The sequence below is a fragment of the Streptomyces sp. NPDC053076 genome, assembly GCF_044546845.1.
GTDB lineage: Bacteria > Actinomycetota > Actinomycetes > Streptomycetales > Streptomycetaceae > Streptomyces.
This window is the reverse complement of the sequence record NZ_JBITZL010000002.1, coordinates 1,231,203-1,245,049: the sequence shown is the minus strand read 5'-3', so window position 1 is coordinate 1,245,049 and position 13,847 is coordinate 1,231,203. Positions and strand designations below refer to the sequence as shown.

At 69.8% G+C, this 13,847-nt stretch carries 11 protein-coding genes and 1 pseudogene; all 12 read right to left on the bottom strand.

Translation table 11 applies throughout. The annotated features are described in order from the left end of the window. On the bottom strand, window positions 1-144 hold the full coding sequence (locus ACIGYR_RS12825; RefSeq protein WP_399595260.1) for a hypothetical protein: 144 nt from the start codon (window positions 142-144) through the stop codon (window positions 1-3). A gap of 102 nt (window positions 145-246) precedes the next feature. Then, a pseudogene (locus ACIGYR_RS12820) lies at window positions 247-930 on the bottom strand (glucose-6-phosphate isomerase); the annotation flags it as partial. A gap of 230 nt (window positions 931-1,160) precedes the next feature. Further along, entirely contained in the window at window positions 1,161-1,496 is a 336-nt protein-coding gene (locus ACIGYR_RS12815) for an RNA polymerase-binding protein RbpA (RefSeq protein ID WP_003976875.1), read from the bottom strand. A 235-nt stretch (window positions 1,497-1,731) separates the two neighbouring features. After that, window positions 1,732-1,968, bottom strand: coding sequence for a preprotein translocase subunit SecG (gene secG / locus ACIGYR_RS12810; RefSeq protein ID WP_391839416.1), 237 nt, complete (start codon window positions 1,966-1,968; stop codon window positions 1,732-1,734). Between the two features lie 108 nt (window positions 1,969-2,076). Beyond that, window positions 2,077-2,832, bottom strand: a complete 756-nt coding sequence (gene tpiA, locus ACIGYR_RS12805; RefSeq protein ID WP_399596491.1) for a triose-phosphate isomerase — start codon at window positions 2,830-2,832, stop codon at window positions 2,077-2,079. A gap of 39 nt (window positions 2,833-2,871) precedes the next feature. After that, entirely contained in the window at window positions 2,872-4,083 is a 1,212-nt protein-coding gene (locus tag ACIGYR_RS12800) for a phosphoglycerate kinase (RefSeq protein ID WP_399595263.1), read from the bottom strand. 137 nt (window positions 4,084-4,220) lie between these two features. Next, window positions 4,221-5,231, bottom strand: a complete 1,011-nt coding sequence (gene gap, locus ACIGYR_RS12795) for a type I glyceraldehyde-3-phosphate dehydrogenase (protein ID WP_391839412.1) — start codon at window positions 5,229-5,231, stop codon at window positions 4,221-4,223. 298 nt (window positions 5,232-5,529) lie between these two features. Then, a complete protein-coding gene (locus tag ACIGYR_RS12790; RefSeq protein ID WP_399595265.1) occupies window positions 5,530-8,484 on the bottom strand; it encodes a M14 family zinc carboxypeptidase in 2,955 nt (984 codons plus the stop codon). Window positions 8,485-8,636: 152 nt separating this feature from the next. Beyond that, complete coding sequence (whiA, locus tag ACIGYR_RS12785; protein ID WP_356692047.1) at window positions 8,637-9,626, bottom strand: DNA-binding protein WhiA; 990 nt, start codon at window positions 9,624-9,626, stop codon at window positions 8,637-8,639. Beyond that, window positions 9,617-10,684, bottom strand: coding sequence for a uridine diphosphate-N-acetylglucosamine-binding protein YvcK (gene yvcK, locus ACIGYR_RS12780; RefSeq protein ID WP_399595268.1), 1,068 nt, complete (start codon window positions 10,682-10,684; stop codon window positions 9,617-9,619). The genes whiA and yvcK overlap by 10 nt, the downstream gene beginning before the upstream one ends. Then, a complete protein-coding gene (rapZ, locus tag ACIGYR_RS12775; RefSeq protein ID WP_391839406.1) occupies window positions 10,681-11,703 on the bottom strand; it encodes an RNase adapter RapZ in 1,023 nt (340 codons plus the stop codon). Before rapZ ends, yvcK begins: the two co-directional genes overlap by 4 nt. Then, a complete protein-coding gene (gene uvrC / locus ACIGYR_RS12770; protein WP_399595270.1) occupies window positions 11,700-13,847 on the bottom strand; it encodes an excinuclease ABC subunit UvrC in 2,148 nt (715 codons plus the stop codon). The genes rapZ and uvrC overlap by 4 nt, the downstream gene beginning before the upstream one ends.

Sequence of the window (13,847 nt, the reverse complement as noted above, 5' to 3'; positions counted from 1 at the left end):
TCAGCCGGACGCGGCACGCCAGATCTCGGGGTCCTTCAAGATCTCCGACAGCAGCTTGTCGAATGCCTTACCGCTGAAGAGCAGGCTGTTGCACTCGTCCGGGATGCGCGCGTCGTCGATCTCCGCGGTGGGGGTTCCCGGCACGACGCGCGTGTTCGTACCCGTCCTCGGCGCTCTCCACGAACGAGCGGTACTTCATGGTCCGCACGGCCGAGTCGAAGGCGCCACCGGGCGCTGAGCGGCGGTTCAGCTCCGGCCGCGCAGTTCGCGGTACCGGGCGACCAGCGCCTTCGTCGACGTGTCCAGGCCGGGGACCTCGGCACCCTCGGTGAGCGCGGGCCCGACCCGCCTGGCGAGGACCTTGCCCAGCTCCACGCCCCACTGGTCGAAGGAGTCGATGTTCCACACCGCTCCCTGCACGAACACCTTGTGCTCGTAGAGGGCGACCAGCTGGCCGAGCACGGACGGGGTCAGCTCACGGGCGAGGATCGTCGTGGTCGGCCGGTTGCCCCGGAAAGTCTTGTGCGCCGCCAGTTCCTCGGGGACGCCCTCCGCGCGGACCTCCTCCGCCGTCCTGCCGAAGGCGAGTGCCTGGGTCTGGGCGAAGAAATTGGCCATCAGCAGGTCGTGCTGCGCCTTGAGTTCCCCGCTCAGCTCGGCCACCGGCTCGGCGAAGCCGATGAAGTCCGCCGGGATCAGCTTCGTGCCCTGGTGGATCAACTGGTAGTAGGCGTGCTGCCCGTTGGTGCCGGGAGGGCCCCACACGACCGGTCCGGTCTGCCACTCCACCGGCCTGCCGTCACGCTGCACCGACTTGCCGTTGGACTCCATGTCCAGCTGCTGGAGGTAGGCGGTGAACCGGGAGAGGTAGTGGCTGTACGGCAGCACGGCGTGCGACTGGGCATCGTGGAAGTTGTCGTACCAGATGCCCCCGGACGCGACCCAGCCGGGCGACGAGCCGGCCGTTCACGGCCGCTCCGTCCGAAGCGCCCGCGCCACGCCGGCGCACGGCTTTTCACCCGTTCCGACCGCCGCCACAAGGACCCCCTCGCGTTCGCGCCTTCACGAGAGCGGTAGGGGGCACCACTGACAATCGGTCGGCGCCGAGTGGTGCATACGGCTCCGGCCAGGCGCCCGCAGGCACCCGGCCGGTGAAACTCCTAGATCTCGCCCCGCAGTTTGGCGAGCGCCTCGGCGAGGATCGCCTCGCCGTCGGCGTCGCTGCGCCGCTCCCGTACGTACGCGAGGTGCGTCTTGTACGGCTCGGTGCGCGGCGGGTCCGGCGGGTTGTCCCGGTCCTGGCCGGCCGGGAAGCCGCAGCGCGGGCAGTCCCAGGTTTCGGGAACCTGCGCGTCGCTGGCGAAGCTGGGCTGCGTCTCATGCCCGTTGGAGCACCAGAAGGAGATGCGCAGACGCGGCGCGGACTCGCCGCGCTCGGCCTCGCCCATCGGCCCCGCCCCGACCCGGCTTCCTCGGATCGCGTTGCCACTTGCCACGGTCGTAACTCCCTGCGTGATGGTGCCGCGAAGCGAGTCGGCGTTTCGCTTCGCCGCGAGCGCCTCAGTCTACGTAAGGCCCAACGCGCGTCCAGTGATTGGAGTTACCGGCCCCCACATCCAGACGCAAGCCCCATGATAGGCCGCGCTCAGGAGCGCGTACCGAACACGGGGCTTTACGTGTGGAATATACGGAATGTGCGGGACGTGCGCCCGGTTTACGCTGTTTCGCGCGTCAGTTGTTCGTCTTCATCAGGAGGCCGAGGACGATGATGGACGCGAACCACAGCAGACCGATCACGATCGTGATCCGGTCGAGGTTGCGCTCGGCGACCGAGGAGCCGCCGACGGAGGACTGCATGCCGCCACCGAACATGTCGGAGAGGCCGCCGCCCTTCCCCTTGTGCATCAGCACCAGCAGCATCAGCAGCAGGCTGAAGACGATCAGGGCGATCGAGAACCCCAAAACCACGGCTGGACCAACTTCCTCGGATTCGGATGAACGACGGGGGCACAGCACCTGGGCCGTGCCCCCGCAAGAGTACGACGTATCGCCGCTACCGCCTACTCACAGCTCGTCCTACTGATCGCGGAAACGCACGATCTTGACGAACTCGTCGGCGTCCAGCGAGGCACCGCCGACCAGGGCGCCGTCGATGTCGGCCTGCGCCATGATCTCGGCGACGTTGCCCGACTTCACGGAGCCGCCGTACTGGATGCGGACCTTGTCGGCCAGCTCCTGCGAGTACAGCTCGGCGACCTTGGCGCGGATGGCGGCGCAGACCTCCTGGGCGTCCTCGGCGCCGCACACCTTGCCGGTGCCGATGGCCCACACGGGCTCGTAGGCGATCACGACGGTCTCGGCCTGCTCGGCCGGGAGGTCCCTCAGACCGCCCTCGACCTGGGCGAGGGTGTGCGTGACGTGGTTGCCCGCCTCACGCACGTCCAGCTCCTCGCCGACGCACAGGATCGGGGTGAGGCCGTGCTTATAGGCGGCCTTGACCTTGGCGTTGACGATCTCGTCGGTCTCGTCGTGGTACTGCCGGCGCTCGGAGTGGCCGATCACCACGTAGGTGCACTTCAGCTTGGCCAGCATCGGGCCGGAGATCTCGCCGGTGTAGGCACCGGAGTCGTGCTGCGAGATGTCCTGGGCACCGTACTTGATCTTGAGCTTGTCGCCGTCGACCAGGGTCTGCACGGAGCGCAGGTCGGTGAAGGGCGGCAGGACGGCGACCTCTACGGCCTCGTAGTCCTTGTCGGCCAGGGCGAAGGCGAGCTTCTGGACGTGCGCGATGGCCTCGAGGTGGTTGAGGTTCATCTTCCAGTTGCCCGCCATCAGCGGCGTGCGCCCGGAAAAATCAGATGCTGCCAAGGGTCAGTCCTCCAGTGCGGCGAGGCCGGGGAGCGTCTTGCCCTCGAGGTATTCGAGGGAGGCGCCGCCACCGGTCGAGATGTGGCCGAATGCATTCTCGTCGAAGCCGAGCGTACGCACGGCCGCGGCGGAGTCACCGCCGCCCACGACGGTGAAGCCGTCCGAGTCGACGAGGGCCTGGGCGACCGCCTTGGTGCCCTGGGCGTAGTCGGGGTGCTCGAAGACGCCCATGGGACCGTTCCAGAAGACGGTCTCGGCGTCGACGAGCTTCGACGCGTACAGCTCGCGGGTCTTGGGGCCGATGTCCAGGCCCTCCTGGTCGGCGGGGATCTTGTCCGCGTCGACCACGGTGTGCTCGGTCGGCGCCTTGGTCTTCAGGTCCGGGAACTCCCCGGAGACCACGACGTCGACCGGGAGCAGCAGCTCGACGCCCTGCTTCTCGGCGCGCTGCATGTACTCGGTGACGGTCGGGATCTGGTCCTCCTGGAGGAGGGAGATGCCGACCTCGTAGCCCTTGGCCTTGAGGAAGGTGTAGGCCATGCCGCCGCCGATGAGCAGCCGGTCGGCCTTGCCGAGCAGCTGGTCGATGACGGCGAGCTTGTCGGAGACCTTGGCGCCGCCGAGCGCGACGACGTAGGGGCGCTTGACGTCGTCGGTGAGCTTCTTCAGGACGGCGACCTCGGTGGCGATGAGGTAGCCGGCGTAGTGCGGGAGCCGGGCCGGGAGGTCGTACACGGAGGCGTGCTTGCGGTGCACGGCGCCGAAGCCGTCACCGACGTAGAGGTCGGCGAGGGCGGCCAGCTGGTCGGCGAAGGCACCGCGCTCGGCGTCGTCCTTGGCCGTCTCGCCCGGGTTGAAGCGCAGGTTCTCCAGGACGGCGACCTGGCCGTCGATGAGGCCCGCGACCGTGTCCTGGGCGGACTGCCCGACGGTGTCGGTCGCGAAGGCCACGGCGGAGCCGAGGAGTTCACCCAGGCGGGAGGCGGCCGGAGCGAGGGAGAACGCGGGGTCCGGGGCGCCCTTGGGGCGGCCCAGGTGCGAGGCGACGACCACCTTGGCACCCGCGTCAGCGAGGGCCTTGACGGTGGGCAGGACCGCGCGGATGCGGCCGTCGTCGGTGATCGTCCCGCTGGCCAACGGCACGTTGAGGTCGGCGCGGACGAAGACCCGCTTGCCGCTCACGCCGGCGGCGAGAAGTTCGTCGATCGTCTTCATTGAGTGGACTCCTACAGGAGGGCTCGTGGTGCACCTGATCGTAAAAGGACGTGGTCAGTACGTGAGAGCAGGGCCCGGACAGCGCGACGGTGCGCTGCCCGAGCCCTGCTCTCACTTCGTGGTCCCGCTGTTTGCGATCAGAGCTGGCCGCCGACGAAGACCGTGAGGTCCACGAGGCGGTTGGAGTAGCCCCACTCGTTGTCGTACCAGCCGAGGATCTTCACCGAGTTGCCCTCCTGGACCATGGTCAGGGAGGAGTCGAAGGTGCAGGAGGCCGGGTCGCCGACGATGTCCGAGGAGACGATCTCGTCCTCGGTGTAGGCCAGGTAGCCCTTGAGGTCGCCGTCCTCGGACGCCTTCTTGAACGCGGCGTTGACCTCGTCCTTGGTGACCTCGCGCTGGAGCTGCACGACGAGGTCGGTGGCGGAGCCGGTGGGAACCGGCACGCGCATGGCGATGCCGTCCAGCTTGCCCTTCAGCTGCGGCAGGACCAGGGCGGTGGCCTTCGCGGCACCGGTCGTGGTCGGGATGATGTTCTCGGCGGCGGCACGGGCGCGGCGCAGGTCCTTGTGCGGGAAGTCCAGGATGCGCTGGTCGTTCGTGTACGCGTGCACCGTCGTCATCAGGCCCTTGACGATGCCGAAGTTCTCGTCGAGGACCTTGGCCATCGGCGCCACACAGTTGGTGGTGCAGGAGGCGTTGGAGATGACGTGGTGCTTCGCCGGGTCGTACTTGTCCTGGTTGACGCCCATGACGATGGTGATGTCCTCGTCCTTGGCCGGAGCCGAGATGAGGACCTTCTTGGCGCCGCCGGCGATGTGCTTCGCGGCGTCGTCCTTCTTGGTGAAGATGCCGGTCGACTCGATGACGATGTCGACACCCAGCTCGCCCCACGGGATGTCGGCCGGGTTGCGCTCGGACAGCACCTTGATGGTGTGACCGTCGACCGTGATGGTGTCGGCGGTGTGGGTGACCTCCTGCTTGAGGCGGCCCAGGATCGTGTCGTACTTCAGCAGGTGGGCGGTGGTCGCGGTGTCACCCAGGTCGTTGACTGCCACGACCTCGATGTCTGCACCCTGCTCCAGCAGCGCGCGGAAGTAGTTGCGCCCGATGCGGCCGAAGCCGTTGATGCCTACGCGGATCGTCACGAACCGATCTCCTCGTTGGTACGCCGGCCATGCGGTGCCGGCGAGCTCTGTTTGGGATGTCCCCGACCACCACCGACCCTACCTCTCTGCGAGCCCCGGAGTGACATCGAGATGGCCCATACACGGGCAGGCAGTCCGTACCCGCCAGTAGGGGTACGGACCACCTCGGATCGGCAGTGGATTCAACCGCATTTGCTACGGAATGCCGGGCACTCGTCACTCCTTTTTCACTCGTTCGTGAGCGGGTCGGCTCACATGAGGAATACCCCGTCCGCGCACCGTTGAGAGGGGGTTGCGCTCACCTGTCGAGCGCGCGGAACGCCTTCTTCAGCAGGGCCGCCCGATCGGCCGCCGACGGCACCTGTTCGAGACCGAAACCGAGCAGCACGGTGTCGTCCGTGGCGACCGCTCCGTAGGTGCGGAACAGGGTCCCGGTGCGCGTCCAGTCCTTCAGGACCGCCGGGCTGCCCTCGGGCGGTCCGGCCGCCTTCCACGCGCCCAGGGACGACTCGAATCCCTCGGTCTCCCGCGCCGTGCCCCCGACGACCAGCGAGGCGTCGTCGGCGAGGACGCCGTGGCCGCCGCTGCCGGGGTCGGTGACGTAGCTGATCGAGACCTCGACGGACTTCCCGGCGTACGCGCTCAGGTCGAAGCCCACCTGCTGCCAGCCGCCGGAGCTGCCGGTGAGGCTGTTCCAGGAACCGGTGGTACCGGTCGCCGTGCAGGCGTTGCCGGCGAGCGTCAGGTAGTGCTTCAGCCACGGGTGCTCACCGATCAGGAAGCCCGCCCCGCACTCGGCCGGCACGGCCGTCTTCGTGGCCCCTCCCGCCTCCGGCAGGGTGGTCCAGTCGTCGGCGCCGACCGTGTGCGCCTCGACCACCGCGTGGTCGTAACCGGGCTCGGTGTCCCACAGCAGCCGGGTGCTCAGCGCCGGCCTGTCGGCGGCGGTGACACCAGTGAGGTCGACGGTGCGGGTGAGACGCTTGTAGGCGTCGTCGGTGTGCACGGCGGCGGCCATGGAGGCGCCCGCGTACGGCCCGTACGGATTGACGGTCCCGGCGAACGCGCCCGCGCCCCCGCTCTGGAACTGCGGATACGTGGCGACCGGCAGCTCGTCGGAGGTGACGCCGTAGGTGCCGGCCTTGTCGAGCGGGTTGCCCGGCGCGTCACCGAGGGCGCCGGTGAAGCCGTCGAGCGCGCCGGAGCCGGTGAAGCCGGTGGCCCCCTTGGTCGACGTACGGCTGTAGGCGCCCAGGTAGTACTGGCTGAAGTCGTCCGACAGGGTGCCGCCGCCGAGGTCGACGCTGCCGCCGGCCAGCTCACCGGCCTCGATCAGCCGACCGCCCTCGTTGAGGTAGGCGCGCAGCTGCAGCTGGGTGGGGTTGGCCGGGCCCTTCGCCCCCGAGTAGTGCACGACCGTCGGGAAGTGCCCCAGCACACCGAGCGCGTCGGGGACGCCCTGGGTGGCCACGTCCCACACGATCGCCCGGTGGCCGGCCGCCTTCAGCGCGTCCGTGTACGTCCGTGCCTGCGTGGCGGCCGTGCCCTCCTCGGCGACCACGAGGGTGTCCGCCTTCGGCCGCTTCGCGATGGTGTACGTGAAGTGGGAGCTGGAGACCTTCTTGCCGGCCCTGGTCTCGCCGGTGAACCACACCTCGACCCTGTCGCCCGGCTCGCCGTCCTGCACCTTGGCGCGGTACTCGTCGAAGTAGAGGTCGTCCTCGCCGCCGTAGGTCTGTCCGCCCTTCCAGTGCTTCAGCGCCTGGTCGAGGGTTCGGCCGCCGTTGACGCGGTATTTCAGTTCCTTGTCCCGGACCGCCTTGCGGACGACGACGGAGACCTCCTGGTCGGCGCCGCGGGAGTACGACGTGGAGAACGCGGCCGGGGTGAAGTCGGCGGCGCTCAGACCGACCGAGGAGGCCGGTTCGCCGGGGTGCCCGGCGGTCTCGGCGACGGAGAGCGCGAACGGGACGTTCTTCGCGAACTCCTGCTGGATCAGCTTCTCGTCGTCGGGGAAGTTGAATTCCGACTGGCAGTCCTCGGGCTTCCAGGCGTCGTTCGGATCGACGCTCGACGCGGTCTGGCAGGTCGACATCTCGGGGGTGAACATCGCCAGGCCGTTGACGTTCGACGCGTGTCCGTCCGCCTCGCCGTTGGTGGTGTACAGCTCCGAGGAGAGCTGCGAACGGTAGCCGGGGATCGCCGGGTTGTCCGGCGTACCGGCGAGCGCCTTGTAGAGGACGTCGTCCGGGGTGGGGGTGGCCACCTGCCAGCCGACGCCGTAGAGGAGGAGCTCGGCGGCGGAGTGGTAGTTGATCGCGTACCTGAACCCGACGCGCTTCTCGAAGTCGTCCAGGGCCCGGGTCTCGGGCTCGGACTCGGGGCTCGCGCCACGGTAGGTCTGGCTGGTGGGGTTGGGGGACGACCCCTCGTCGTCGTAGCCCCACTTGTAGGGGAAGTTGCGGTTGAGGTCGACGCCGTCGCCCGTGCTGATGACGCCGTCGCCGTTGACGTCCCGCAGGTTCTTGCGCCACAGGCGGTTGCCGGAGCCCTGGAAGGTGTAGTCGTAGCCGTCGGGGTTGGCCGAGAGGACGAACCACAGCTCGGTCGAGTCGACGACCTTCTTGACGCGCCTGTCGGTCCTGTAGTGGTCCAGGTAGTAGTGCATCAGACGCCGGGTCATCTCCGGCGTGATCCACTCCCGCGCGTGCTGGTTGGACATGTAGAGCACGGACGGCTTGGAGCCGTCCTTCGCCTTCTTCGCGTTGCTGGTCAGTTTGAGCGCGAGGATGTTCTGGCCCCGGACGGTCCTGCCGATGGACTCGACCTTGGTGAGGCCGGGATTGGCCTGGGCGGTGCGGAGGATCTCCTCCTCGAGCCCGCCGCTTCCGCCGTACGGGCGGAACACACCCTGCGCGGCGCCCTCGACCCGGGCCCGCGCCTTGGCCGAGAGGGTGTGCTCGGTGAGGTCGACACCCTGTTTGCGCAGCTTGGCCGCCTGCTGGTCGGTGAGGTAGACCTCCACCGCGGCCTTGCCGCGTCCTGCCACCCGTTCACCGAGCTCATGGCCGTCCTGACCGGCCTCGAGCAGCAGGGGAATCTGCTTCTGGGTGACATCGGCACGGAAGACCTTGACCTCGTCCGGGTCGGACTTCGCCGGACTTCCGCTCTGTGCGTTGGCTGTGGGTGCGAGGCTCGCTCCGCCGATCAGAAGCGCGCCGACAGCGAGGATCGATCTCGCTCTGTGTCTCATGAACCCCCCTGGAGGTGGTCCGCCACAGCGGCGAACAGGCTGCCAGGCTCATGTCACACGATGATCGAGTCAAGAGCGCCGCACGGACACGCACATGCCGGTGCCGACCACCCGATCGGGGGTCGGCACCAGTGAGTTGACGGGGCGTCGGGTCAGCCGGCGAGGTTGTCCGCCAGCTCCTCGCTGAGGTTCGCCTCCGTGCCCGGGACGCCCAGGTCGGAGGCGCGCTTGTCGGCCATCGCCAGCAGGCGGCGGATCCGGCCCGCGACCGCGTCCTTCGTCAGCGGCGGGTCGGCGAGCGCACCCAGCTCCTCCAGCGACGCCTGCTTGTGCTCCATGCGCAGCCGGCCGGCGGCGGCGAGGTGCTCGGGAACCTCCTCGCCCAGGATCTCCAGGGCGCGCTGGACGCGGGCGCCGGCGGCCACGGCGGCGCGGGCCGAGCGGCGCAGGTTGGCGTCGTCGAAGTTGGCGAGCCGGTTGGCCGTGGCCCGCACCTCTCGCCGCATCCGGCGCTCCTCCCAGGCCAGCACGGACTCGTGCGCACCGAGCCGGGTGAGCAGGGCGCCGATCGCGTCACCGTCACGGACGACGACCCGGTCCACGCCGCGCACCTCGCGGGCCTTCGCGGCGATCGACAGTCTGCGGGCGGCGCCGACCAGCGCGAGCGCCGCCTCCGGGCCCGGGCAGGTCACCTCCAGGGAGGAGGAGCGGCCGGGCTCGGTGAGCGAGCCGTGCGCCAGGAAGGCCCCGCGCCAGGCCGCCTCAGCGTCGCAGGTGGCCCCCGAGACCACCTGCGGGGGCAGACCGCGGATCGGGCGGCCCCGGCCGTCCACGAGACCGGTCTGCCGGGCCAGCTGGTCACCGCCGGCGACGACCCGTACGACATACCGGGAACCGCGGCGCAGTCCGCCGGGTGCCATCACGATCAGCTCGGAGCTGTGTCCGAAGATCTCAAGGATGTCCCGCTTGAGCCGCCGCGCCGCCATCGCGGTGTCCAGCTCCGCCTCGATCACGATGCGCCCGCTCACCAGGTGGAGGCCGCCGGCGAACCGCAGAATGGCGGAAACCTCCGCCTTCCTGCAGCAGGTCCGGGTGACGGGGAGCCGGGAGATCTCGTCCTTCACCGCTGCCGTCATCGCCATGGGCCGATCCTTCCATGCATCCGAAAAATACGGTCGTACGCGGCGGCCAACAGCTCCGGATCGTGCCGGGGTGATCCATCGGTCCGGGCCACCGGCGCCAGCTCGACCGCGGCTCCCAGCCGCTTGGCGGCCTCGGTGAGCGAGTCACGGTCGGGCACGGCGGCCACGTCGGCCAGCACCACGTCCAGGGCGAGTTTAGGGGCGTGTCGCCCCAAAACCTCCAAATGACGCTGCGGGGAGAAGCCCTCGGTTTCTCCGGGTTGCGGAGCCAGGTTCAAGGAGAGCACACGGCGCGCCTTGGTCTCGGTGAGAGCGTCCAGCAGCTCGGGGACGAGCAGGTGCGGGATGACCGAGGAGAACCAGGAGCCGGGGCCGAGCACCACCCAGTCCGCGTCCAGGACCGCCGCGACGGCCTCGGGGACGGCGGGCGGGTCGTTGGGCACGAGGTGCACCGACTGCACCTCGCCGGGTGTCAGGGCGACGGTCGCCTGCCCGCGCACCGTGTCCACGTCGTCCGGACGCTCCGGGTCGTGCCCCTTGACCAGGGCCTGCAGTTCCAGCGGCACGGCGGACATGGGCAGCACGCGGCCGTGCGCGCCGAGCAGCTTGCCGACCAGGTCCAGGGCCTGCACATGGTCGCCGAGCTGCTCCCACAGGGCGACGATCAGCACGTTGCCGACCGCGTGGTCGTGCAGATCGCCCTGGGACTGGAAGCGGTGCTGGATGACCCGGGCCCAGGTCTGACCCCAGTCGTCGTCGCCGCACAGCGCGGCCAGCGCCTTGCGCAGGTCGCCGGGCGGCAGCACGCCCAGCTCGTCCCGGAGCCGGCCGCTGGAGCCGCCGTCGTCGGCCACGGTGACGACGGCGGTGAGGTCGCCGGTGATCCGGCGCAGCGCGGCGAGCGACGCGGACAGGCCCATGCCGCCGCCGAGCGCGACCACCTTGGGCTGGGCGCCACGCCGACGGGGCCTGGCCCCGCGGGCCTCGACCGGGCGGCCGGCGCGCGCGTCGGGGCCCATCCGGCGCAGCCTGCTCAGCCGCGGTGTACGTCCCGTCATTCCCGTCCCATGTCCCGGTGCACGACCACCGTCTCCACGCCCTCGGCCGCGAGGCGCGCGGCGAGCTTCTCCGACATCGCCACCGAGCGGTGCTTGCCGCCGGTACAGCCGATGGCGATGGTCACATACCGCTTGCCCTCGCGCCGGTAGCCGGCCGCGATGAGCCGGAGCAGTTCGGCGTACCGGTCGAGGAACTCCTTCGCACCGGGCTGGTTGAAGACATAGGCGGCGACCTCCTCGTTGAGACCGGTGTAGGGCCGCAGCTCCGGGACCCAGTGCGGGTTGGGCAGGAACCGCATGTCCGCGACCAGGTCGGCGTCGACCGGGAGGCCGTACTTGAAGCCGAAGGACATCACGGTGGCCCGCAGCTCGGGCTCCTCCTCGCCGGCGAACTGGGCGTCCATCTTGGCGCGCAGTTCGTGCACGTTGAGGCTGGAGGTGTCGATCACCAGATCGGCGTCGCCGCGCAGCTCGCGCAGCAGCTCGCGCTCGGCCGCGATGCCGTCGACGATGCGGCCGTCCCCCTGGAGCGGGTGCGGGCGGCGCACCGACTCGAAGCGGCGCACCAGGGCCTCGTCGGAGGACTCCAGGAAGACGATCCGCCGGGTGACGCCCCGGGTGTCCAGGTCGGCGAGGGATTCGCGCAGGTTGTCGAAGAAGCGCCGGCCGCGCACGTCCACGACGACCGCGATCCGCGCCACGTTGCCCTGTGAGCGGGCACCCAGCTCCACCATGGTGGGGATGAGGGCGGGCGGCAGGTTGTCCACGACGAACCAGCCGAGGTCCTCCAGACACTTCGCGGCCGTGGACCGTCCGGCTCCTGACATGCCGGAGATGATCACCAGCTCGGGGATGGCCGCCTCGGGGACCCCGGCTGTCTCGTTGCCCGTACTCACCTGTGCTCCGTTGTCCTGGCCGGTGTCCCGGCCGGCGTCGGTGTCGTTCCGTACGACATCGTCGCCCGTGTCGCTGTGCGCCTGATCTCGCTGTGCTGTGGGGTGCTCGTCGTGTTCGGTCATGTCTCCTGCCCCCGTCGTTCGTCCGGGGCGCCCGCGGTCACGGGCTCCCCTGAGGAACCGGCCGTCGTGTCGGGTTCCTCGTCCTCAATGATCTCTCCGGTCGCCGTGTTCACGGCCGGTGCGGCCGGGGCCGCCTGGGCGAGGGCCACGGCGATGGTCTCGGCCGTCTTCCGGCCTATCCCGGGCACTTCCTGGATCTGCTCGATTGTGGCGGACCGCAGCTTCTTCACCGAACCGAAATGCTTGACGAGCGCCTGTTTGCGGGTCTCGCCGAGGCCGGGGACGTCGTCCAGCGGGCCCGCGCGGAAGCGTTTGGCGCGCTTCGCGCGCTGGTAGGTGATCGCGAAGCGGTGGGCCTCGTCGCGAACCCGCTGGAGCAGGTAGAGGCCCTCGCTGGTGCGGGGCAGGACCACCGGGTCGTCCTCGCCGGGTACCCAGACTTCCTCAAGGCGCTTGGCGAGACCGCAGACGGCGATGTCGTCGATGCCCAGCTCGTCCAGGGCGCGCCGGGCCGCCGCGACCTGCGGCCGGCCGCCGTCGACCACCACGAGCTGGGGCGGGTACGCGAACTTCCTGGGGCGGCCGTCGTCGTCCTTGAGGGAGTCGGTGATCACATCCGTGCCCGTGAGCGCGCCGTCGGCGCCGGGACCGGCCACGGCACCTTCGCCGGCGGAGCCGTCGGAGCCGGTCACGGCACCTTCGACGGCGGAGCCGTCGGCGCCGTCCGTCCACTCCCCCGTCCGCTCCTTCTCGGCGAGGTAGCGCTTGAAGCGGCGGGTGATCACCTCGTGCATGGAGCGGACATCGTCCTGACCTGCGAAACCCTTGATCTGGAAGCGGCGGTACTCGCTCTTGCGTTGCAGGCCGTCCTCGAAGACGACCATGGAGGCCACCACGTCGTCGCCCTGGAGGTGCGAGATGTCGTAGCACTCGATCCGCAGCGGGGCGCTGTCGAGATCGAGGGCCTCGGCGATCTCCTCCAGCGCACGCGAGCGCGTGGTCAGGTCGGAGGCGCGCTTGGTCTTGTGCAGCACCAGGGCCTGCTGGGCGTTGCGCTGCACGGTCTCCATGAGCGCCTTCTTGTCGCCCCGCTGCGGGATGCGCAGCGAGACGTTCGCCCCGCGGCGGCCGGTCAGCCAGTCCTGGACCGGTTCGACCGGCTCGGGCAGGGCCGGGACCAGCACCTCCTTGGGGACCGCGTCCCCGGTCTCCTCGCCGTACAGCTGCTGGAGGGCGTGCTCGACCAGGGCGCCGGTGCTGACCTCCTCGACCTTGTCGGTCACCCAGCCGCGCTGGCCGCGCACCCGGCCGCCGCGCACGTGGAAGATCTGGACGGCCGCCTCCAGCTCGTCCTCGGCGACGGCGATGAGATCGGCGTCGGTCGCGTCCGCGAGGACGACCGCGTTCTTCTCCATGGCCTTCTTCAGGGCCTCGATGTCGTCGCGCAGGCGGCCGGCCCGCTCGTACTCCATCTCCTCGGCCGCCGCCATCATCTGCTTCTCCAGGCGGCGGAGGTAGGTGCCGGTGCGGCCGGCCATGAAGTCGCAGAACTCCTCGGCCAGGTCCCGGTGCTCCTCGGGGGTGATCCGGCCGACGCAGGGCGCGGAGCACTTGCCGATGTAGCCGAGCAGGCAGGGGCGGCCGGTGCGGGCGGCGTTCTTGAAGACGCCGGTGGAGCAGGTGCGCACCGGGAACACGCGGAGCAGCAGGTCGACGGTGTCCCGGATGGCCCACGCGTGCGCGTACGGCCCGAAATAACGCACGCCCTTCTTCTTGTGACCGCGCATCACCTGCACGCGCGGGAACTGCTCGTTCATCGTGACCGCGAGGTAGGGGTAGCTCTTGTCGTCGCGGTATTTGACGTTGAACCGGGGGTCGTACTCCTTGATCCAGGAGTACTCCAGCTGGAGCGCCTCGACCTCCGTGGACACCACCGTCCACTCCACGGACGCGGCGGTGGTCACCATCGTCCGGGTACGCGGGTGCAGGTTCGCCAGGTCCTGGAAGTAGTTCGCCAGGCGCTGGCGCAGGCTCTTCGCCTTTCCGACGTAGATCACCCGGCGGTGCTCGTCACGGAACCTGTACACCCCCGGAGTGTCCGGGATCTCACCCGGCCTGGGGCGGTAGCTGGAGGGGTCGGCCAT

What these genes read in the sequence shown, in the direction of transcription:
- tpiA (WP_399596491.1), bottom strand. Translation starts at nt 2,832, where the DNA reads ATGGCGGGCAACTGGAAGATGAACCTCAACCACCTCGAGGCCATCGCG.
- ACIGYR_RS12800 (WP_399595263.1), bottom strand. Translation starts at nt 4,083, where the DNA reads ATGAAGACGATCGACGAACTTCTCGCCGCCGGCGTGAGCGGCAAGCGG.
- ACIGYR_RS12790 (WP_399595265.1), bottom strand. Translation starts at nt 8,484, where the DNA reads ATGAGACACAGAGCGAGATCGATCCTCGCTGTCGGCGCGCTTCTGATC.
- whiA (WP_356692047.1), bottom strand. Translation starts at nt 9,626, where the DNA reads ATGGCGATGACGGCAGCGGTGAAGGACGAGATCTCCCGGCTCCCCGTC.
- yvcK (WP_399595268.1), bottom strand. Translation starts at nt 10,684, where the DNA reads ATGACGGGACGTACACCGCGGCTGAGCAGGCTGCGCCGGATGGGCCCC.
- rapZ (WP_391839406.1), bottom strand. Translation starts at nt 11,703, where the DNA reads ATGACCGAACACGACGAGCACCCCACAGCACAGCGAGATCAGGCGCAC.
- uvrC (WP_399595270.1), bottom strand. Translation starts at nt 13,847, where the DNA reads ATGGCCGACCCCTCCAGCTACCGCCCCAGGCCGGGTGAGATCCCGGAC.